17 protein-coding genes and 1 other RNA gene are annotated in these 19,586 nt (G+C 68.4%); 9 read left to right on the top strand and 9 right to left on the bottom strand.

The window, feature by feature from the left end; translation table 11 throughout:
• Positions 1 to 1,197 (bottom strand): LPS export ABC transporter permease LptG, encoded by a 1,197-nt coding sequence (gene lptG / locus CBM2594_RS13350; protein ID WP_116357244.1) that lies wholly within the window; start codon positions 1,195 to 1,197, stop codon positions 1 to 3.
• Entirely contained in the window at positions 1,194 to 2,324 is a 1,131-nt protein-coding gene (gene lptF, locus CBM2594_RS13345) for an LPS export ABC transporter permease LptF (RefSeq protein WP_116357243.1), read from the bottom strand. The genes lptG and lptF overlap by 4 nt, the downstream gene beginning before the upstream one ends.
• Positions 2,325 to 2,511: 187 nt before the next feature.
• On the opposite strand from lptF, the gene CBM2594_RS13340 reads away from it, so the two are divergent.
• The 3 genes from CBM2594_RS13340 to CBM2594_RS13330 are packed head-to-tail and all read left to right on the top strand — an operon-like array spanning position 2,512 to position 5,016.
• Positions 2,512 to 4,062, top strand: coding sequence for a leucyl aminopeptidase (locus CBM2594_RS13340; RefSeq protein ID WP_116357242.1), 1,551 nt, complete (start codon positions 2,512 to 2,514; stop codon positions 4,060 to 4,062).
• Between the two features lie 34 nt (positions 4,063 to 4,096).
• Complete coding sequence (locus tag CBM2594_RS13335; protein WP_116357241.1) at positions 4,097 to 4,531, top strand: DNA polymerase III subunit chi; 435 nt, start codon at positions 4,097 to 4,099, stop codon at positions 4,529 to 4,531.
• Complete coding sequence (locus CBM2594_RS13330) at positions 4,528 to 5,016, top strand: hypothetical protein (RefSeq protein WP_116357240.1); 489 nt, start codon at positions 4,528 to 4,530, stop codon at positions 5,014 to 5,016. Before CBM2594_RS13335 ends, CBM2594_RS13330 begins: the two co-directional genes overlap by 4 nt.
• Positions 5,017 to 5,145: 129 nt before the next feature.
• Here the strand turns inward: CBM2594_RS13330 and ilvD are convergent, their stop codons facing one another.
• Entirely contained in the window at positions 5,146 to 6,819 is a 1,674-nt protein-coding gene (gene ilvD / locus CBM2594_RS13325) for a dihydroxy-acid dehydratase (protein WP_116357239.1), read from the bottom strand.
• A 337-nt stretch (positions 6,820 to 7,156) separates the two neighbouring features.
• Here ilvD and lgt point away from each other — a divergent pair, with 337 nt between their 5' ends.
• On the top strand, positions 7,157 to 7,975 hold the full coding sequence (gene lgt / locus CBM2594_RS13320; RefSeq protein WP_116357238.1) for a prolipoprotein diacylglyceryl transferase: 819 nt from the start codon (positions 7,157 to 7,159) through the stop codon (positions 7,973 to 7,975).
• Positions 7,976 to 8,002: 27 nt separating this feature from the next.
• On the opposite strand, the gene CBM2594_RS13315 is transcribed toward lgt, so the two are convergent.
• Positions 8,003 to 9,016 carry a M48 family metallopeptidase gene (locus CBM2594_RS13315; RefSeq protein WP_116357237.1) on the bottom strand — a complete coding sequence of 338 codons (1,014 nt, stop codon included), beginning with the start codon at positions 9,014 to 9,016 and terminating at the stop codon, positions 8,003 to 8,005.
• 22 nt (positions 9,017 to 9,038) lie between these two features.
• On the bottom strand, positions 9,039 to 10,130 hold the full coding sequence (locus CBM2594_RS13310) for a YjgN family protein (protein ID WP_116357236.1): 1,092 nt from the start codon (positions 10,128 to 10,130) through the stop codon (positions 9,039 to 9,041).
• A 785-nt stretch (positions 10,131 to 10,915) separates the two neighbouring features.
• Here CBM2594_RS13310 and CBM2594_RS13305 point away from each other — a divergent pair.
• The 5 genes from CBM2594_RS13305 (at position 10,916) to CBM2594_RS13285 (ending at position 16,853) form a co-directional block, all read left to right on the top strand.
• On the top strand, positions 10,916 to 11,674 hold the full coding sequence (locus CBM2594_RS13305; protein ID WP_116357235.1) for a GntR family transcriptional regulator: 759 nt from the start codon (positions 10,916 to 10,918) through the stop codon (positions 11,672 to 11,674).
• A 72-nt stretch (positions 11,675 to 11,746) separates the two neighbouring features.
• On the top strand, positions 11,747 to 13,213 hold the full coding sequence (locus CBM2594_RS13300; RefSeq protein ID WP_116357234.1) for a malonyl-CoA decarboxylase domain-containing protein: 1,467 nt from the start codon (positions 11,747 to 11,749) through the stop codon (positions 13,211 to 13,213).
• Between the two features lie 160 nt (positions 13,214 to 13,373).
• Positions 13,374 to 14,384: a Bug family tripartite tricarboxylate transporter substrate binding protein gene (locus tag CBM2594_RS13295; RefSeq protein WP_116357233.1), complete on the top strand. Its 1,011-nt coding sequence runs from the start codon at positions 13,374 to 13,376 to the stop codon at positions 14,382 to 14,384.
• Positions 14,385 to 14,446: 62 nt separating this feature from the next.
• Positions 14,447 to 15,229 carry an enoyl-CoA hydratase/isomerase family protein gene (locus tag CBM2594_RS13290; protein ID WP_116357232.1) on the top strand — a complete coding sequence of 261 codons (783 nt, stop codon included), beginning with the start codon at positions 14,447 to 14,449 and terminating at the stop codon, positions 15,227 to 15,229.
• A 70-nt stretch (positions 15,230 to 15,299) separates the two neighbouring features.
• Positions 15,300 to 16,853: a malonate--CoA ligase gene (locus CBM2594_RS13285; protein ID WP_116357231.1), complete on the top strand. Its 1,554-nt coding sequence runs from the start codon at positions 15,300 to 15,302 to the stop codon at positions 16,851 to 16,853.
• Between the two features lie 189 nt (positions 16,854 to 17,042).
• Here the strand turns inward: CBM2594_RS13285 and CBM2594_RS13280 are convergent, their stop codons facing one another.
• The 4 genes from CBM2594_RS13280 to ssrS all read right to left on the bottom strand — a co-directional run bounded on the left by CBM2594_RS13280 (position 17,043) and on the right by ssrS (position 19,575).
• Positions 17,043 to 17,741: an SIMPL domain-containing protein gene (locus tag CBM2594_RS13280; RefSeq protein ID WP_116357230.1), complete on the bottom strand. Its 699-nt coding sequence runs from the start codon at positions 17,739 to 17,741 to the stop codon at positions 17,043 to 17,045.
• Positions 17,742 to 17,873: 132 nt separating this feature from the next.
• The gene (locus CBM2594_RS13275; protein ID WP_116357229.1) at positions 17,874 to 18,698 is read right to left on the bottom strand and encodes a sulfite exporter TauE/SafE family protein; all 825 of its coding nucleotides are present in this window, start codon (positions 18,696 to 18,698) and stop codon (positions 17,874 to 17,876) included.
• A 67-nt stretch (positions 18,699 to 18,765) separates the two neighbouring features.
• Positions 18,766 to 19,248: an EVE domain-containing protein gene (locus tag CBM2594_RS13270; RefSeq protein WP_198048127.1), complete on the bottom strand. Its 483-nt coding sequence runs from the start codon at positions 19,246 to 19,248 to the stop codon at positions 18,766 to 18,768.
• Between the two features lie 109 nt (positions 19,249 to 19,357).
• Positions 19,358 to 19,575: non-coding RNA, 6S RNA (gene ssrS / locus CBM2594_RS13265), on the bottom strand.
• Between the last annotated feature and the right edge of the window lie 11 nt (positions 19,576 to 19,586).

The following is a 19,586-nucleotide window of genomic DNA, read 5'->3' as shown; positions in this document are numbered from 1 at the left end:
TTAGTGGCGATCGACCCAGCGCAGCGCCAGCAGCGCCACCATCAGGTAGAGCGTGCCGGGTACCAGCGCCGAGATGATCGGCGGCCACGTATGCAGCAGGCCGACGTGCGAGAACAGCGTGTTCGACAGGTGGAACGACAGCCCCAGCATGATGCCGCCGAACACCTTCACGCCGACCGCGCCGGCGCGCGCGTGCAGGTAGGCGAACGGCAGCGCCAGCGCCACCATCACGAACAGCGTCAGCGGGTAGATCACCTTCTTCCAGAACGCGATCTCGTAGCGCTGCGTGTCCTGCTTGTTGTCGCGCAGGTGGCGGATATAGCGGAACAGGTCCAGCGTCGACATCCGCTCCGGCGTGACCAGCAGCACCGACAGGATCTGCGGGGTCAGCTCCGAATGCATGGCCACGCGCGGGAACTTGACCTGCTCGGCGCGGAAGTCCGGCGCCAGCGCGTCGCGCGCCGGCGCCTTGGGGGCGGCCGGAGCCGCCGTTGCGGGTTGCGCGCCTTGCGCCTGCGGCGCCAGTTCGACGAAGCGGGTCTCGCTGACGTTCTGCAGCTCCCATGACTGGCCGCCCTGGTAACGCCCCTCCTTCGCCACGCGGATCACGCGCAGCCGGTACTGGGGGTCGAACTCGTACATGGTGATGCCGGTGATGGTCTGGTCCGGCCGCAGCCCCGCGACGTTGACGAAGCGGGTGATCTCGCCACCGCCGGCGGCATCCTTGTCGCGGTCCTTGACCCAGACCCCGGAGCGGAAGCCCGACGACACGGTGGCGCCGATTGCTTCCAGCTTTACCTTCTGCGCGTACTGCTCGGCGCGCGGGCCGATGAACTCGCCGAACAGGAACGTCACCAGCGCCAGCGGCACCGCCAGCTTGAACAGCGAGAACAGCGCCTGGCGCGTGTTCAGGCCGGCCACGCGGAAGATGGTGTACTCGGACTGGCTGGCCAGCTGCGAGAACACATAGATCGCGCTGATCAGCACCGCGATCGGCAGCACCTCATACACCCGCGTGGGCGCCTGCAGCAGGACGTGGAACAGCGCCACCAGCGAGGTGTACTGGGCGTTGACGTTCTCCAGCTCGTTGAGCATGTCGAAGAACACGAACAGCGACAGCACCGCGAACAGGATGAAGGCGAACACGCCATAGACCAGCCGGCCGAAATAGCGTTCGTAGACGCGCAGGATCCTCATGCCCGGCCTCCCGTGGCAGCCGCGGCATCGCGCCGGCGCAGCCCGAACACCGCGCGCCAGCCACCCAGGCTGCGGTTCTGGCGATAGCGGAACAGCAGCAGCGCGCCCAGGAACACCGCCAGGTGGATCGGCCACCAGGCCAGCCAGAACGGCATCGAGCCGTTGCGCACCCAGGATTGCGTCAGGTTGATCAGGTTGCTGTAGGTCAGGTAGATCAGCACCGCGAACACCAGCGGCGTGTAGCGGCCCAGGCGCGGGTTCACGTAGGCCAGCGGGATCGCGATCATGACGAAGTTGAAGGCGAGGATCGGCAGCGAGATGCGCCAGATCAGCTCGCCCAGGTTCTCGCGCGTGGGGTTGCGGATCAGGTCGATGGTGTCGCGGCTCTTGGGCGGCAGCTTGGCCTCGGACTCGGGCGGCTTGTTGTCCACCTTGACCGCATAGCGCTCGAACTCGACGATGCGGTAGTCGATCTGCCCGGGCGTGCCGGAATAGCGCCGGCCGTTCTCCATCACCACCAGGCGGTCGCCGTTGGGCATGGTCTCGAACTGGCCCTGGTGCGCCAGTGCCACGCCGATCTTGTCGGCTTCGGCATTGGCGACGAAGACATTGCGCGCATGCTTCATGTCGGCGTCGATGCCCTCGATGAACAGCACGTAGTTGGCCTTGGCCGGCTCGATGAAGCGGCCCGCGGCAATCATCGACATCACCCCGCGCTGCTCGAAGCGGTCGCGGAACAGCGCGCTCTGCTGGTTGGCCCACGGCCACGCGAACATGCCCAGCAGCAGCGCCAGCACGATAAAGGGCGCGGCGAACTGCAGCACCGGCTTGACCAGGTCGCGCAGCGAGATGCCGGCCGAGAACCACACCACCATTTCCGAATCCTTGTACCAGCGCGTCAGCACGATCAGGGTGGAAATGAACAGCGTGGCCGACAGCAGGATCGACAGGTAGCCGATGGTGGCCAGGCCGATCAGCATCAGCACGTCGTTGGGGCTGGCCTTGCCGTTGGCGGCCATCCCCAGGATGCGGATCACGAGCGAGGTGAGCATGAAGGTCAGCATCACCAGGAACACCGCCCCGGCGGTGTAGGCAAGCTCGCGTCGCAGGGCTTGTTGGAGGATCATGCGGGTTCGGTTCCGGGCTGCCGGCCGGAGCGGGCGATGTGCCGTGCGAGGTGCCTGGCAGGACAGCTGGCTGACGGCACAGCGTGCTGTCAGCGTGACCGGGGCGTATCAGCGGCGGCAGGTCGCGGGGTAAAAATCGCGGATAATGGAGGCTTTCGTGTCTAACGAGCCCCTGGAAGGAAGCGCGATGGAATTTAGCACAAAAGCCCTGGATTGGAGCAAAGCCGGCCAAAATGGTTTCCTGGCGACCAAGACCGACTGCCTGGTGGTCGGCCTGTTCGAAGGCCAGAACCTCGGCGGCGTAGCCAAGGCCCTCGATGTGGCCACCAAGGGCTTGGTGGGACGGCTGGTCAAGCAGGGCGACTTCGAAGGCAAGCGCGGCACCCAGCTGATGCTGCACGAAGTCGCCGGCGTGGGCGCCGCGCGCGTGCTGCTGGTGGGCCTGGGCAAGGAAGCCGACTTCACCGACAAGGCCTTTGCCGATGCCGTGCGTACCGCGGTGCGTGCCTTGTCGTCCACGCGCGCGGCGTCGGCCCTGTGGTGCCTGGCGCAGCAGGCGCCGCAGCAGCGCGACGTGTCGTGGGCGGTGATCACCACCATCACGCTGGTGCGCGATGCCGGCTACCGGCTGCTGGAGCGCCATCCCGGGCTCAAGCGCGCCAACGCGCAGAATGCCGCCAGCGGCAAGCCCAACGGCAACGACAAGGCCTCGCTGCGCAAGGTCGTGATCGCGGTCGACAGCGCCGACGCGCGCGCCGCCACCCAGGCCGCGGTGCGCGGCACCGCCATCGCCAACGGCATGGAGCTGACGCGCGACCTGGGCAACCTGCCGTCCAATATCTGCACCCCGACCTACCTGGCCAATACCGCGCGCAGCATCGCCAAGCGCCACAAGCTCAAGGCCGAGATCCTCGGGCGCAAGCAGATCGAGGCGCTCAACATGGGCGCGTTCCTGGCCGTGACCAAGGGCAGCGAGGAGCCGCCGCAGTTCATCGTGCTGCGCTACGACGGCGCCGGCGCCAAGCAGGCGCCGGTGGTGCTGGTGGGCAAGGGCATCACCTTCGATACCGGCGGCATCTCGCTCAAGCCGGGCGAGGGCATGGACGAGATGAAATACGACATGTGCGGCGCCGCCTCGGTGCTGGGCACGATCCAGGCCGTGGCCGAGATGGGCCTGAAGCTCAATGTCGTCGCGGTGGTGCCCACCTGCGAGAACATGCCCAGCGGCATCGCCACCAAGCCGGGCGACGTGGTCACCAGCATGTCCGGCCAGACCATCGAGATCCTGAACACCGACGCCGAAGGCCGCCTGATCCTGTGCGACGCGCTGACCTATGTCGAGCGCTTCAAGCCGTCTGCCGTGATCGACGTGGCCACGCTGACCGGCGCCTGCATCATCGCGCTCGGTCATGTCAACAGCGGCCTGTACGCGCGCTCCGACGCGCTCGCCGACGCGCTGCTGCAGGCCGGCCGCCGCGCCATGGACACCGCCTGGCGCATGCCGCTGGACGACGAATACCAGGACCAGCTCAAGTCCAACTTTGCCGACATGGGCAATATCGGCGGCCGCCCGGCCGGCAGCGTCACCGCCGCCTGCTTCCTGGCGCGCTTTACCGAAAAATACGACTGGGCCCACCTGGACATCGCCGGCACTGCGTGGAAGAGCGGCGCGGCCAAGGGCGCCACCGGGCGTCCGGTGCCGCTGCTGACGCAGTTCCTGATGGACCGCGCGGCCTGAGCGCGATGCGACACAGCCGCAGCGGCAACCGTCCATGACGCGCATCGACTTCCACAGCAACGTGCCGGACGTGCTCGGCTATGTCTGCCGGCTGGTCCGCAAGGCCTACGGCGCCGGGCAGAAGGTGGTGATCCACGGCGCGCCGGCGCAGCTGGCGGACCTGGACGCGCGCCTGTGGACCTTCTCCGCGCTCGATTTCCTGCCGCACTGCGGCCTGGAAAGCCCGCACGCGGCGGCCACCCCGATCCTGCTGGCCGCCACCACCGAGGGCGTGCCGCACCACCAGCTGCTGATCAACCTGGCTGACCAGGCTCCGGCGCAGTTTGCCAGCTTCGAGCGGCTGATCGAGGTGGTCGGCGCCGGCGACGCCGCGCGCGAGGCCGGCCGCCAGCGCTACCGCTTCTACCGCGAACGCGGCTATCCGCTGACGCACCACGACATCGGCCAGCCCAAGGGAGACGCCGCATGAGCGAACGCACCACCTCGCGGGTGATCCCGCGGCCGGAACCGCACGACAGCATCCCGCTGCTGACCGAGGTCGTCGACCTGCCCGATGCCGACCCCGCGGCGCCGGCGCAGGCGGGCGCCGAGGCCGACGACGGCGTGATCGACACCTTCGGCATGGACGACGCCGGTCTGGTGATGCAGGTGGGCGATACCGGCGATGCCGCGCTGGACGACGCGCTTGACGACGCGCTGGTGCAGCCCGCCACGGACCCCGCCGGCGACGACCTGCGCGCGCTGCGCACGGAATTGCTGAGCCGCGTGATGATGCGCTTTCGCACCGAATGGCCGCAGGTGGTGGCGGCCCACACCGAAGCCACGCTGCAGTCCCGGCTCGCGCCGCTGACGGCGCAGCTGGCCAGCGAGCTGACCCAGTCGCTGGAAGCGCGGCTGGTGGAGTGGCTGGACGCGACGCTGGAGGAGATGGAGAAGCCGGCGGGGGCGGACTGAGGGCTTGCTCCCCTGTCCCGCTTACGGGAGAGGGGAGCGTTTGCCAGGGGTGTCGGTACTGCATGCGCATTCAGCAAATAAAAAAGCCTGCGAGAGGTCGCAGGCTTTTTCACATCGAGCGAAACAGACTCAGTCCGTCACCGCCCCCTTGCTCGCCGTCGATGCCAGCCGCGCAAACTTCGCCAGCACCCCGCGCGTATAGCGCGGCGCCGGCTGCTTCCACCCGGCACGGCGCCTGGCCAGCTCTTCGTCGGAAACATTCAGCTGCAGCAGCAGCCGGTGCGCATCGATCGTGATCGAGTCGCCCTCCTGCACCAGCGCGATGGTGCCGCCCACGTACGCTTCGGGCGCGACGTGGCCGACCACCATGCCCCAGGTGCCGCCCGAGAAGCGGCCGTCGGTGATAAAGCCGACCGACTCGCCCAGCCCCTTGCCGATGATGGCCGAGGTCGGGGCCAGCATTTCCGGCATGCCGGGGCCGCCCTTGGGACCGAGGTAGCGCAGCACCAGGATGTCGCCGGCGTTGATCTTGTCGGCCAGGATTGCGTCCATCGCGCTCTGCTCGTCCTCGAACACGCGCGCCGGGCCGGTGATGACCGGGTTCTTCAGGCCGGTGATCTTGGCGACCGCGCCTTCCTCGGCCAGGTTGCCTTTCAGGATGGCCAGGTGGCCCTCGGCGTAGAGCGCCCGTTCGAGCGGCAGGATCACGTCCTGGTCGGCGCGCGGGGCGTCGGGCACGTGCTCGAGTTCCTCGGCCAGCGTGCGGCCGGTGATGGTCAGGCAGTCGCCGTGCAGCAGGCCGGCCTTGAGCAGGATCTTCATCACCTGCGGGATGCCGCCGGCGCGGTGCAGGTCGGTCGCGACGTACTGGCCCGAGGGCTTGAGGTTGCAGATCACCGGCACCTTGCGGCGGATGCGCTCGAAGTCGTCGATGGTCCATTCCACTTCGGCGGCATGCGCGATCGCCAGGTAGTGCAGCACCGCGTTGGTCGAGCCGCCGGTGGCCATGATCAGCGCCACCGCGTTCTCGATCGACTGGCGCGTGATGATGTCGCGCGGCTTGATGTCCTTCTTGACCGCCCCGACCAGCACGCGCGCCGATTCGGCGGCGCTGTCGACCTTCTCCTGGTCCGGGTTGGCCATGGTCGACGAATACAGCAGCGACATGCCCAGCGCCTCGAACGACGAGCTCATGGTGTTGGCGGTGTACATGCCGCCGCACGAGCCGGTGGACGGGCACGCGTTGCGTTCCACGCCTTCGAAGTCTTCCTCGCTCATTCGCCCGGCGGTGAACTCGCCGACGGCCTCGAACGACGACACGATGGTCAGGTCCTGGCCCTTCCAGCGGCCGGGCTTGATGGTGCCGCCGTAGACGTAGATGCCCGGCACGTTGGTGCGCGCCAGCGCGATCATGCCGCCCGGCATGTTCTTGTCGCAGCCGCCGATCACCACCACGCCGTCCATCCACTGGCCCTGCGCCGCGGTCTCGATGCAGTCGGCGATCACCTCGCGCGAGATCAGCGAGTACTTCATGCCCTCGGTGCCCATCGACATGCCGTCCGAGATGGTCGGGGTGCCGAACACCTGCGGGTTGGCGCCGGCGGCACGGATCGCGTCGATGGCCGCGTCGGCCAGGCGCTGCAGGCCGGCATTGCACGGCGTGATGGTCGAATGGCCGTTGGCGATGCCCACCATCGGCTTGTCGAAGTCTTCCTTCTGGTAGCCGAGCGCGTAGTACATCGAGCGGTTGGGGGAGCGCGCCACGCCTTGCGTGATGTGCCGGGAGCGCTTGTTGAATGCCATGGTGGGGTCTCCGGGATCCTTGTTCTGTGCCGCCGCGGGGGCGCGCGGCCGGCGCTGTGGTGGGGCAAGAATGACGCGTGCGTTTTGGCGTGTCAAATGGATTGTCAGGGCGCCGGCCGGCGCCGGCACGCAGGTCCGGCTTGCGGGGCGCCGCGCTGACTTGTGACATCATTACGGGCTACGATGCCTGCGCGGGGCGGGGTGCCGGCATTTGCCGTGCAACCTTCGCCGCACCCGCGCGTCATACCTCGCGCTGCACCAATGCCGGCCCCGGGCCGGCCTGCCGCGCTGCGCAACCGGCGCCGCCGCGGCCCTCACAACCACCATTCACGCCAACATGCTGATTCATCCCCAGTTCGACCCGGTTGCCATCCACCTGGGCCCGCTTGCGATCCGCTGGTACGGGCTGATGTACCTGGCCGGCTTCGTCATGTTCCTGTGGTTCGGGCGCCTGCGCATCCGCCAGCCGCATATCGCCGCCAAGGGCTGGACCACGCGCGACCTGGACGACATGCTGTTCTTCGGCGTGCTGGGCGTGATCCTGGGCGGGCGGCTGGGCTACGTGCTGTTCTACAAGCCGTCGTACTACCTGTCGCATCCGCTGGAGATCTTCAAGGTGTGGGAAGGCGGCATGGCTTTCCATGGCGGCTTCCTGGGCGTGGTCGTGGCGATGTGGCTGTTCGGCAGGCTGCGCCGGCGCCACTGGATGGAAGTGACCGACTTCATCGCGCCGATGATTCCCTGCGGGCTGGCCGCCGGGCGCATCGGCAACTTCATCAACGGCGAGCTGTGGGGTCGCGCCACCGACCTGCCGTGGGGCATGATCTTCCCGCAGGCCGGCGACAACATCCCGCGCCATCCGTCGCAGCTGTACCAGTTTGCCGGCGAGGGCGTGGCGCTGTTCATCATCCTGTGGCTGTTCGCGCGCAAGCCGCGGCCGATGGGCGCGGTGTCGGGCGTCTTCCTGATCGGCTACGGCGCGTTCCGCTTCGCCGCGGAATTCGCACGCGAGCCCGACAACTTCCTGGGCCTGCTGGCGCTGAAGCTGTCGATGGGACAGTGGCTGAGCCTGCCGATGATCCTGGCCGGCATCGCCATGGTGATCTGGGCCTACCGCCGCCAGCCCGGCGCCGGCGCGCCGCAGCCGGCGGCCTGATCCAGCTGCTTGCCAGCTGCTTGCAGGCTACTTGCCGGCGCGGCGCAGCGCGTCGATGCGCGCCTGGGTCTGCGGGTGCGTCGACAGGAAGTCCTCGCCAGGCTCGGCTGCGGCAGGCTTGCCCTCGCGTTGTTCCAGCGCGACCAGCACGTCGGCCAGCGCCGCCGGCGGCAGGCCGTTGCGCTGCATGACGTCGATGGCATAGGCGTCGGCCTCGCGCTCGTGGTCGCGGGAATAGCGCAAGGTCAGCATGGCGGCCGGCACGCCCGCCAGCACCGATGAAATATCCCCGAACAGGTAGGCCGACAGCGCGGCCAGCGCCGAGCCCTGGATCACCTGCTGCAGCCCGTGGCGGCGTGCCACGTGGCCCGCCTCGTGGGCCAGCACGCCCATCATGCCGGCGCCGGTGCCGGCCAGGCTCACCAGCTCGTCGGTGACGATGATAGTGCCGCCCGGCAGGGCCAGCGCATTGGCGCCGATCTCGCCGCCGTGGCGGAATTCGATCCGGTAGTCGTGCGCGGCGTCGCGCGGACGCCGCAGCGCCGCGAAGCCGGCGCGGATGCGCGCCTGCTCGGCGGCCGGCAGCTGGGTGGGGCCGACCATGCCCTGGTCCAGGCTCTGCAGCGTCAGCTGGCCGAGCCGGGCCTCCAGTTCGGCGGGCACCGCGCGTGCCATCATCGCCGCGCCCCACGGCAGCAATACGTAGTAGCCCAGCACCAGCACCGCCACCAGCGCCGCCACGGCCAGGCCCGCCAGGCGCCAGCTGTTCTGCGCGCGCGCCACCAGGCTGTCGCGGTGGCCGGTGGCGGCCAGCATCTGGTCGAAGGCGGCGTGGTCGGTGACCTCGCAGAAGGACCCGTCGGCGAAGGTGACCAGCCGGGGCGCGCGGCGCACGCGTTCGGACACGCGCAGTTGCGACAGCGGCGCGCGCCGTAGCTCGGCGCCGTCCGCGTCGCGCAGCACGGCCTGCTGCGCCTCGACGGCGAGCGTGGCCGGATGCGCGCGCGACGAGCGGCCGTCGAAGAAGGTGACCGGGATCATGGCGTCAGGTATCGCGTTCGCGTCAGAGCGCGATGTCGATGTCGTACCAGTCTACCGCCGCGTCGCCCAGTGCCCCCACTTGCCGCACTTCGCCGGCGACGAAGCTGTCGAGCGAGCCGGCCGCCAGCATGGTCACGCACTGCAGCCGGTAGCGCGTGGCGCGCACGCGCGCGAACGGCAGGAACAGGCCCAGCGTCAGCACGATGGCAACCAGGTTGGTGACGAAGATAAAGACCATGCGCGCGGCGCTGACCTCGCTGCGGAACGCGTGCGGCGCCAGCGTGGTGTGGCTCCACACCACGTTCTGCAGCCGCGCCATCAGGTAGGGGCTGACCGCCAGCATACCCAGGTAGAAGCCGGCGATGCCGAAGCCCAGCAGCGCCGCGGCGCCGAAATTGCCGATGCCAGGGGCCATCACGAAGCCGGCCGCGGCCATCACCAGCGTCGCCGCCAGCACCACGCCGAAGGCGCGCAGGTAGGCGCGATAGAAATCGCCCGCACCGGCGTGGAAGCCGAACGGTGCGGTGCCGAAGCGGGTGTGGTTGTGCTGGTAGCGCTTGAAGCGCTGGTGCGCGACCGGTCCCAGCAGGCCCAGCGTGGCGAGCGCCGCCAGCGGCCACAGCACGAAGACCCGGTAGGCCTCGGCATCGCCGCCGTTGAACGCAAAGCGCAGGCCGCGGTAGCTGGAGTTGGCCATGCGGAAGCGCAGCGAGCGCACCAGCAGCAGCGGGAACACCGCCAGCAACACCAGCAGCATCGCCAGCGCCAGGAACGGCGAGAACGTCGAGGCGAACTGGAAGGCGAGCACCAGCGCGAACACGATCGCCCGCCCCTTCAGGATCGCCGACGGCTTGCCGTGGTAGTCGAAGCTGGCGCCGTCCAGTTGCGTGTTGCGATAGAAATACTGCAGCGTGCGCACCTTGGCCCAGGCCGAATAGATGCCGAAGGTGACGATGGTCAGCAGTGCATTGACGGTCCAGATCCGGAAATACTCCGAGCCCGATCCGGTGAAGCGCAGGCCCAGCGGCCGCAGTGCGGCGGGGTGGGGCGCTGCGGGCGAGGCCGGGTCGGCCGCAGTGGGGGCCAGGGTGAAATCGCTGCTGCCAGCTTGCATGGCGTGAGCTCCAGGTGTTGTGCGGTGGCTACAGGCAAGAACTGCGGTAAAGCCGCGGAGAAACCCGCGGTGGCCGGCGCTGTTTCAAAAACGCAACGATGCCAACCAAGGCAATTGCGGCGACGGCCTCACATTCTGACATCGATAAATATCGCTGACGGCACAATTTGCATGGCGCCTGCCCACCAGCCTATGCCGCAACGGCCGCCCCATGGGAAAACCCTCGTAACACTTCAGAAACATTCTGTTACACTGATCTCGTCCTGTAACAAATTTAGATTGGCTGCCATCCATAAAATCAAGGGCTTAGCCCGACTGGCACGCTAATCGCTAGGTTCATTGTTACAAGATGAGCGGCAAGCCACAGCCGCCACGGCAGTGCCAGGGGGGAGTACGGCTCTTTGGGTCGAGAGTTACGCTTGCCGCGCTGCACGTCACAAAGGGCACGGGAAAATCGACGCGCTTTGCGCGTTTACAACAGGGGTGGCGCAGGGCCAGCGCCAGGTCAAATCCATGGACCCACGCGGCGGACACGTTCGTGCCCGCCAGCGATGATCGAGCAGTACTGGCAGTTCTTTTCAGGCGCGGGCGTTCCTTGCGGGGAGGCAGGGAACGCCCGCCGCACCTCGTTGCGTCTATCCCCAGCATATCCCCATTGCTCATCCGCGCCCGGCATTGCGGCGCAGCATCGAAAGTCCTTGTATCGTCCGCGTCCTAATCCATAATTATGAATTATGAGATCGGGCGCACGCGCCGTCTGGTCCGCGGGCAATACAGGAGATCGCATGCGCATCGTCCAGCAGGCGCTGTACCTGGAAGTGGCAGACCGGCTGCGCGCCATGATCGACGCGCATACGCTGGTGCCGGGCGCATGGATCGATGAAAGCGCGATGGCCGAAACGCTGGGCATCTCGCGCACGCCGCTGCGCGAGGCGCTCAAGGTGCTCGCCGCCGAGGGCCTGGTGCGGCTGGAGCCGCGCCGCGGCTGTTTCGTCAATGAACTGTCCGAGCAGGACCTGGACGAGATCTTCCCGCTGATGGCGCTGCTGGAAGGGCGCTGCGCCTATGAAGCGGCGCGCAACGCCACGCGCGCCGACCTCGACGCGCTCGACGGCCTGCATGCCGACCTGGCGCGCTACGCGCAGGCCGGCGATATCGACGCCTATTACGAGACCAACGCCCAGATTCATGAGGCGATCCAGCGGCTGGCGGGCAACCGCTGGCTGAGCGGGCTGATCAGCGACCTGCGCAAGGTGCTGCGGCTGTCGCGCCACAAGAGCCTGAAGCTTCCCGGGCGGATCCATGAGTCCTGCGCCGAGCACCTGTCCGTGTTTGCCGCGCTCAAGGCGCGCGACCCGGAAGGCGCCGAGGCCATGATGAAGACCCATTTGCTGCGCCAGCGCGCCGCGCTGCAGGCGCTCGATGCGGGCGGCACCGCGGTGCCGGCGGACGTAACGGATGTAACGGACGTAACGGACGCCACCAAAGCAAAGGCGGCCGTGCGCGCCCCGCCGGCCTTGCGCGTGGCGGGCGCGGAAGACTAGCGCCCCGGTCCGCGCCACGCCAGCCCGAAGTTTTCCCCCACGTTCAGATCGATGCATCAAGGCAGGTACCGCATGAACTCCTTCGATACGGGTGACCAGAAGATCAGCGCGCCGCTGGGCGAGAGCGAGCCGTCGGGCTCCACCATCCTGTCGCGGCTGGGCCGCTGGTGGGGGCGCAAGGGCGAGGGCGACCCCAAGGCCAATGGCAGCGATGCAAAGGCCGCCACGCCGGTCGATGGCGAGGCGCCGCTGCCGGCGCGCGTGGTGCGCCGCCAGCGCGAGCAGCTGCGCCTGTGCTTCGATGCGCGCCTGACCGACGGCGCCGCCAATGCCGCCGCGCAGGCCTGGCAGGCCGAATACGAAGCCGCCGCCGAGGCCACGCGGCGCGGCATGCTGGCGGTGCTGGCCGAGGTGGCCAGCAGCGGCAGCGAAGACACCGCGGCCGAGGGCGACAAGTCCGCGCGCGCGGGCCGCGCGCAGGCCGGCCAATCGGGCCTGGGCCAGGCGCTGTCCAATGCCCGCATCCGCTTCTTCAAGCGGCTGGCCGCGCTGCATGGCCAGCGCGGCAACAGCGCCTGCGGCCTGCATTTCCTGATCCAGCTGCGCGCCGACATGCTGCGCTGGCAGCGCCGCATGCCCGGGCTGCGCGCGCTCGACGAAGACCTGGAAGCGTTGTTCTCCAACTGGTTCGACGTCGGCCTGCTGGAGCTGCAGCCGATCACCTGGGACTCGCCCGCGTCGCTGCTGGAAAAGCTGATCCGGTATGAGGCGGTGCACGAGATCGCCTCGTGGACCGACCTGCGCAACCGGCTCGATTCCGACCGCCGCTGCTACGCCTTCTTCCACCCGCGCATCCCGCGCGAGCCGCTGATCTTCGTCGAGGTGGCGTTCGCTCCCGAGATGGCCGCCGACGTCCATACCCTGCTGGACGAAGCCGCGCCGCTGGAAGACCTGCGCCGGGTCAAGTGGGCGATCTTCTATTCGATCAGCAATACGCAGGCGGGGCTGCGCGGCGTCAGCTTCGGCAACTTCCTGCTCAAGCGCGTGATCGAGGAAGTGCAGCGCGAGTTCCCGAAAGTGAAGCAGTTCGCCACGCTGTCGCCGATCCCTGGGTTTGCCGACTGGCTGCGCAAGCAGGACGCCGACACCGTGGCGCGCGTGCTGGGCGACAAGCGCCTGGCGCGCTGGAGCGAGCGGCACGGCAACGCGCCCGCCGACGGCGCGGCGTGGCTCGAGGCACTGGCGCCTGACGCCGCCGATGCCGTGGTGCGCGACACCGCGCTGACCCTGGCCGCGCATTTCCTGGTGCGCGAGCGCAACCAGTCGATGCCGGCCGACCCGGTGGCGCGTTTCCACCTCGGCAACGGCGCCTGCGTGGAGCGGCTCAACTGGGGCGCCGACCTGTCGCGCAAGGGCCGCAGCCAGAGCTGCGGCATGATGGTCAATTACCTTTACGTGCCCGAGGCGCTGGATGACAATCTGGCACGCCTGGGCGCAGGCAACCCGCGCATCAGCCGTAGCGTCGGGAAGCTGCTGTGATCCTGGTCCGGTCACGGCGATCGCCCTCGCACCCGCGGCGCCCGGCGCGCCGCGTGGTTTTGTCGGGAGCCATGTGGTAGCAGCAAAACCCAGCCGCGCAGCGCCCATGCGGGCGCGCGCGGCCATCAGATTGACTTTCCAGAAGAGAGAGGAGACAAAGATGAATCGTCGTCAGTTCAGCCTGGCCGCGTGCGCGCGCGCCGCGGGCCTGGTCCTTGGCGTGGCCGGCATCGGTGCCGGCGCCATGTTCGCGGCCCCGGCGCACGCCGATAGCTGGCCGTCCAAGCCGGTCACCGTGATCGTGCCGTTCCCCGCCGGCGGCGGCACCGACGCCTTCGCGCGCCCGCTGACCGCGCAGCTGTCCAAGCAGCTGGGCAAGCAGTTCGTGATCGACAACCGCGGCGGCGCCGGCGGCACGGTCGGCGCCAGCCTGGCGTCCAAGGCCGCGCCGGACGGCTACACCGTGTTTATCGGCGGCGCCCACCACGCCATCGCGCCGTCGTTCTACAAGAAGCTGGACTACGACATCGAAAAGGACTTCATTCCGGTCACGGTGATCGCGCAGCCGCCGCAGGTGGTGGTGGTCAATCCCAACCGGGTCAAGGCCAACACGCTGCAGGAGTTGATTGCCTACGCCCGCGCCAACCCCGGCAAGCTGAACTACGGCTCGGCCGGCAACGGCTCGTCGCACCACCTGGCGGGCGAGCTGTTCAAGCTCCAGACCAAGACCTTCATCACCCATATTCCGTACAAGGGAGCCGGCCCGGCACTGTCCGACCTGATCGCGGGCCAGGTCGACCTGATGTTCGACGGGCTGGGCTCGTCGGCGCAGCATATTCGCGCGGGCCGCATCAAGGCGCTGGCGGTGGCGTCGAGCAAGCGCTCGCCCGCCTTCCCCAACGTGCCGACCGCGGCCGAGGCCGGCGTGCCCAACTATGAGGTGTCGACCTGGTATGCGATGTGGGTGCCCAAGGGCACGCCCAAGGACATTGTCGACCGCCTCTACGCCGAGACCGAGAAGGCACTGAACACGCCGGAACTGAAGCAGATCTGGCTGAGCAACGGCTCGGAAACGCCGGCGTTCACGCCGGAACAGTTCGGGCAGTTCCAGCATGCCGAGATCCGCCGCTGGGCCCAGGTGGTGCAGCAGTCCGGCGCCAAGATGGACTGACCGGACTGACTGGACTGACGCCAAGCCATGCCAATGCCGATCCGAAGCCAGAGGACGCGTCCATGAGCGGCACCGTGCGTTTTGCCACGCAGGGCACCACCGCCACCGTGACGCTGTCGCACGCGGGCAAGCTCAACGCCATTTCCGCGCAGATGTGGCGCGAGCTGGCGGCGGGCTTTGCCCGGCTGTCGGCCGAACCCTCGCTGCGCTGCGTGGTGGTGCGCGGCGCCGACGGCAATTTTGCCGCCGGCGCCGATATCGCCGAGTTTCCCGCCGAACGCGGCGACGCGGCCGCGGTGCGCCGCTACCACATGGCGACCATCGCGCCCGCGCTGGCGGCGGTGGCGCAATGCACGCACCCCACCGTGGCGATGATCGAAGGCGTTTGCGTCGGCGGCGGGCTGGAGATCGCCTGCCATTGCGACCTGCGCATCGCCGCGTCGGACAGCCGCTTCGGCGTGCCGATCAACCGGCTGGGTTTCCCGATGGCGCCCGGCGAGCTGCAAGGCCTGCTGGCGCTGGCGGGCCGCGCGGCGACGCTCGAGATCCTGCTCGAGGGCCGCGTCTTCGATGCCGCCGAGGCGCGTGAAAAGGGCCTGCTGACCCGCGTGGTCGAGCCCGCCGCGCTGGCCGCCGAGGTCGACGCCACGGTGCGCCGCATCGCCGCCGGCGCCCCCGCCGCCGCGCGCATCAACAAGACCACCATCCACCGGCTGGCGCCGTTGCCGGCGCCGCTGTCGCCGGCCGAGCTGGATGCGCACTTCGCCTATGCCGAAGGCGCGGACCACGCCGAAGGCGTCGCCGCTTTCCTGGCGCGCCGGCCACCGCAGTTCCGCGGGGAGTAGCGCGCGCCGCCGGCACTGCTTCCCACCATCGTTTTTCATTGCTTCCTTAGCCTTTCGTTCGCTCCTCGCCATGAACGCCAACCTGTTCGCCCTGTTCGAATCCCGCTTCCCCGCTGACCGCACCGCCTGCTGCATCGAGACCCACGACGGCCTGTACTACAGCTGGGACGACCTGGACCGCGCCACCGCCAAGCTGGCCAACCTGCTGGCGTCGCTGCACCTGCCCGAAGGCGCGCGCGTGGCGGTGCAGGTGGAAAAATCGCCCGAAGCGCTGTTCCTGTACCTGGCCACGCTGCGCGCCGGCTACGTCTACCTGCCGCTGAACACGGCCTACCAGGAAGCCGAGATCGATTACTTCGTCGGCAATGCCGAGCCGTCGGTAGTGGTCTGCAGCAGCAAGAACTTCGGCTGGGTGTCGAAGGTGGCGTTCCGCCACGGCGTCAACCATGTATTCACGCTGGACGACGACCGCAGCGGCTCGCTGCTGTCGCGCGCGGCGGGCAAGGCCGATGCCTTCGACACGGTGGCGCGCGCGCACGATGACCTCGCCGCCATCCTCTATACCTCCGGCACCACCGGCCGCAGCAAGGGCGCGATGCTGACCCACCGCAACCTGGCCTCCAACGCGCAGACGCTGCACGACTTCTGGGGCTGGCGCAGCGACGACGTGCTGCTGCACATGCTGCCGATCTTCCATGTGCACGGCCTGTTCGTCGCCTCGCACGGCGCGCTGCTGGCCGGTGCCAAGATGATCTGGGCGCCCAAGCTGGACATGGCGCAGGTGCTGAAATTCCTGCCGCGCTGCACCGTGATGATGGGCGTGCCCACCTACTACGTGCGCATGCTGCAGGAGCCGCGCTTCGACGACGACACCTGCCGCCGCATGCGCCTGTTCGTCTCGGGCTCGGCGCCGCTGCTGCTGGAGACCTTCGACGCCTTCCGCGAGCGCACCGGCCATACCATCCTGGAACGCTACGGCATGAGCGAGACCGTGATGCTGGTGTCCAACCCGTATGACCCGGCGCTGGGCGAACGCATCGGCGGCACCGTGGGCATGCCGCTGCCGGGCGTGTCGGTGCGCGTGGTCGACGGTGAAGGCAAGCCGTGCGCACCGGGCGAGATCGGCAATGTCGAGGTGAAGGGCCCGAACGTGTTCAAGGGCTACTGGCGCATGCCGGAGAAGACCCGCGAGGAATTCACCGACGACGGCTGGTTCAAGACCGGCGACGTCGGCCGCTTCGGCGGCGCCATCGTCAGCCAGGCCGGCGAGCGCGCGGTGCCGGAAAACTACCTGACCATCGTCGGGCGCAGCAAGGACCTGATCATCTCGGGCGGCTACAACGTCTACCCGAAGGAAATCGAGAGCTTTATCGACGAGATGCCGGGCGTAGCGGAGAGCGCCGTGATCGGCGTGCCGCACGCGGATTTCGGCGAGGCGGTGGTGGCGGTGGTGGTGCGCAAGCCCGGCGCGGACATCGACGAGGGCGCGCTGATCGGCACGCTCAAGGGCCGCATCGCCAACTTCAAGGTGCCCAAGCGCGTGCACGTGGTGGATGAGCTGCCGCGCAATACCATGGGCAAGGTGCAGAAGAACGTGTTGCGGGAGCAGTTTGCGGTGCTTTGATCGTTGCCGAAAGACTTCGATCGCTGCCGGTTTGCTCCCCTCTCCCGCTTGCGGGAGAGGGGCAGGGGGTGAGGGCAGGCGCTTGCATACCGACGCGCTTCACTTCGTTGATGCACCGGCCCTCTCCCCCACCCCTCTCCCGCGCGCGGGAGAGGGGTGCCTTTGCCAGGGGCGGTGGCAAGCGCTGGCTTACTTCAACATCTGCACCGACCCATTCACCGACACCGTGACCTGGGTCTTGCCGCCCTCGACCGGCACCGGCACCGCCGCATCGGCCATCATGGCCTTGGCGGCGCCGTACATGCGCGGCGCGGGCGGCACCATGCCGCTCTCGTTCAGGTGAACTTCGCGGATGGTGTAGCTGTTGTAGCCGAACAGCTTGGTGGTGGCCTGCGCCTTGCTGCGGAACGAGGCGATGGCCTGCTCGGCCAGCTTGGCTTCGGCGGCCTCGCGCGCTTCGCGCGACAGCGAGAAGGCGATGTTCTGCACCTGCATCTGGCTGGCCAGTTCGCCCGCCAGCTTGGACACCGCAGAGAAATCGCGCGACTTCAGGATGACCTCGGAGCGCCCGCGCCAGGTGCTGATGCGGCCGTTGCGGTCGGTGCTGGGGTGGATGGTGAAGCCGCCGGATTCGGCGGTCACGCCCTGGACCCGGCGCGCCTGCGTGATGACGGCCTGGGTGCGGGTCGACAGGCCCGAGGAAATCGCGGCCGGTTCCGCGCCTTCCTGCTCCGCGGCGAGCGTCAGGTGCACGATATCGGTCGGGACTTCGGTGACGGCCTGCGCGGTCAGCGACAGCACGCCCGACGGCGTTTCCGTGGGACCGCCGTGCGCCGAGGCGACGACCGCGGTGGTGCCGAGCAGGGTGGCGGCGAGCCATTGTTTCATGTGGTTCTCCCAGTCAAACGTGATGGCTGTCAGACGTGGCCGCAGGGGCGATCGTTCCGCGACATTGCAAACGATTGTTGCCAGGCCGTCGCGCGATGTCCGCGCTTTCCCCCGCGCGGGTGACGCGGGCTTTCAGAACGCCTGCCAGGCCTTCCACAACATATACGTGGCCAGGCACAGCAGCAGTACGGCAAAGATCCGGCGCAGCTGGCCCACGTCCATGCGGTGCGCGGCGCGCGCGCCCAGCGGCGCGGTCAGCACGCTGGCCGCGGCAATCACCAGCAGCGCGGGCAGGTAGAGATAGCCGAGCGAGGCCGGCGGCAGTCCGGGCGCGTGCCAGCCGCTCCAGATGTAGCCCGCGACGCTGGCCGCGGCGATCGGGAAGCCGAGCGCGGCCGAGGTTGCCACCGCGTTGTGGATCGGCACATTGCACCAGGTCATGAACGGCACCGAGACAAAGGCGCCGCCCGCGCCCACCAGGCTCGACAGGAAGCCGATCACGCCGCCCGCGCCGGCCATGCCGGCGAAGCCGGGCAGCTGGCGCCCGGGCTTGGGCCGGCGGTTGCGCAGCATCTGCAGCGCCGAGAAGCCGACGAAGCCCGCGAACGCCAGCGACAGCCAGCTGGTCTTGAGCGCCGCGAAGACCTTGCCGCCGCCGACCATGCCGCCGATCACGATGCCGGGCGCCAGCGCCAGCACGATCGGCCAGCGCACCGCGCCGCGCTTGTGGTGCGCGCGCACCGACGACAGCGAGGTGAACAGGATGGTGCCCATCGAGGTGGCGATCGCCATATGGACGATGGCTTCGCCGGTAAAGCCCAGGCTGGTGAACAGCAGCGTCAGGAACGGCACCATCATCATGCCGCCGCCCACGCCGAGCAGGCCGGCGCAGAAGCCGGTGAAAGCGCCCAGCGCAAGCAGGGCAGGGACCAGCACCGGCAGGTTGTCGAACGGCATCGTGTCTGGAGGGTTGTTGTTATTGTGATGGCCTTGCCGCGCAAGGCCGGGTCCTGCGCACCCGCGCTCAGCCCATCAGCTTGCCGGTGATATAGCGCCATTCGGCCGGCGAAACCGGCGTGATCGAGAGCCGGTTGCCGCGCCGGAGCACCACCATGTCGGCCAGCGCCTCGTGCTCGCGCAGCTCGGCCAGCGGGATCAGGCGGCTCTTGCGTTCGAAGCGCACGTCGACCAGCAGCCAGCGCGGCGCTTCCGGCCTGGAGGCGGCGTCGAAGTAGGGGCTCTTGCGGTCGAACTGGGTGGGGTCGGGGTAGGGCGCGGAGCAGACCTCGGCCAACCCGGCGATGCCGGGCTCGGGGCACGACGAGTGGTAGAACAGCACGCCGTCGCCCACCTGCATGGCGTCGCGCATGAAGTTGCGCGCCTGGTAATTGCGCACGCCGGTCCACGGCAGCGTGCGTTCCCGGGCCAGGTCGTCGATGCTGGCTTCGTCCGGTTCCGATTTCATCAGCCAGTACTGGCGGGCGCGTTGGTTCTGGTTAGGGCTCACGGCGCTGCTCAGGAAAGGATGGCCCGCGCGGGAAAACACGGGCAAGCATGCGGGTCAGCATGCAGGCAAAAGAAAAGGCGATGGTTCAGAAAACCACCGCCTTTTTCAGGGGGTCCCCGCCTCGGCCGCTGGGTCGGCATCCTGAACCCAAGTGAGGTTCAGAGTGGCTGCGGAAGTCGCATTTCGGGTACATCATCCACTCAGGGAGTCCAGGCCAGGCCCGGACTATGAATGCGATGACGCGCTCGCCCACGCGACATAATCCCGCACCATGCAATGCATATCGGTTCAAGGAGTTTATGACCCTCACGAACCAGGCAGGGAAACTGTCAAACGTC

This window comes from Cupriavidus taiwanensis (assembly GCF_900249755.1).
GTDB lineage: Bacteria > Pseudomonadota > Gammaproteobacteria > Burkholderiales > Burkholderiaceae > Cupriavidus > Cupriavidus taiwanensis_D.
The sequence above is the reverse complement of the archived record's forward strand: the minus strand, read 5'-3'. Positions and strand labels throughout refer to the sequence as shown.

What these genes read in the sequence shown, in the direction of transcription:
- lptF (WP_116357243.1), bottom strand. Translation starts at nt 2,324, where the DNA reads ATGATCCTCCAACAAGCCCTGCGACGCGAGCTTGCCTACACCGCCGGG.
- CBM2594_RS13340 (WP_116357242.1), top strand. Translation starts at nt 2,512, where the DNA reads ATGGAATTTAGCACAAAAGCCCTGGATTGGAGCAAAGCCGGCCAAAAT.
- CBM2594_RS13300 (WP_116357234.1), top strand. Translation starts at nt 11,747, where the DNA reads ATGAACTCCTTCGATACGGGTGACCAGAAGATCAGCGCGCCGCTGGGC.
- CBM2594_RS13315 (WP_116357237.1), bottom strand. Translation starts at nt 9,016, where the DNA reads ATGATCCCGGTCACCTTCTTCGACGGCCGCTCGTCGCGCGCGCATCCG.
- CBM2594_RS13290 (WP_116357232.1), top strand. Translation starts at nt 14,447, where the DNA reads ATGAGCGGCACCGTGCGTTTTGCCACGCAGGGCACCACCGCCACCGTG.
- lptG (WP_116357244.1), bottom strand. Translation starts at nt 1,197, where the DNA reads ATGAGGATCCTGCGCGTCTACGAACGCTATTTCGGCCGGCTGGTCTAT.
- ilvD (WP_116357239.1), bottom strand. Translation starts at nt 6,819, where the DNA reads ATGGCATTCAACAAGCGCTCCCGGCACATCACGCAAGGCGTGGCGCGC.
- CBM2594_RS13280 (WP_116357230.1), bottom strand. Translation starts at nt 17,741, where the DNA reads ATGAAACAATGGCTCGCCGCCACCCTGCTCGGCACCACCGCGGTCGTC.
- CBM2594_RS13330 (WP_116357240.1), top strand. Translation starts at nt 4,528, where the DNA reads ATGAGCGAACGCACCACCTCGCGGGTGATCCCGCGGCCGGAACCGCAC.
- CBM2594_RS13295 (WP_116357233.1), top strand. Translation starts at nt 13,374, where the DNA reads ATGAATCGTCGTCAGTTCAGCCTGGCCGCGTGCGCGCGCGCCGCGGGC.
- CBM2594_RS13310 (WP_116357236.1), bottom strand. Translation starts at nt 10,130, where the DNA reads ATGCAAGCTGGCAGCAGCGATTTCACCCTGGCCCCCACTGCGGCCGAC.
- CBM2594_RS13275 (WP_116357229.1), bottom strand. Translation starts at nt 18,698, where the DNA reads ATGCCGTTCGACAACCTGCCGGTGCTGGTCCCTGCCCTGCTTGCGCTG.
- CBM2594_RS13305 (WP_116357235.1), top strand. Translation starts at nt 10,916, where the DNA reads ATGCGCATCGTCCAGCAGGCGCTGTACCTGGAAGTGGCAGACCGGCTG.
- CBM2594_RS13335 (WP_116357241.1), top strand. Translation starts at nt 4,097, where the DNA reads ATGACGCGCATCGACTTCCACAGCAACGTGCCGGACGTGCTCGGCTAT.
- lgt (WP_116357238.1), top strand. Translation starts at nt 7,157, where the DNA reads ATGCTGATTCATCCCCAGTTCGACCCGGTTGCCATCCACCTGGGCCCG.
- CBM2594_RS13285 (WP_116357231.1), top strand. Translation starts at nt 15,300, where the DNA reads ATGAACGCCAACCTGTTCGCCCTGTTCGAATCCCGCTTCCCCGCTGAC.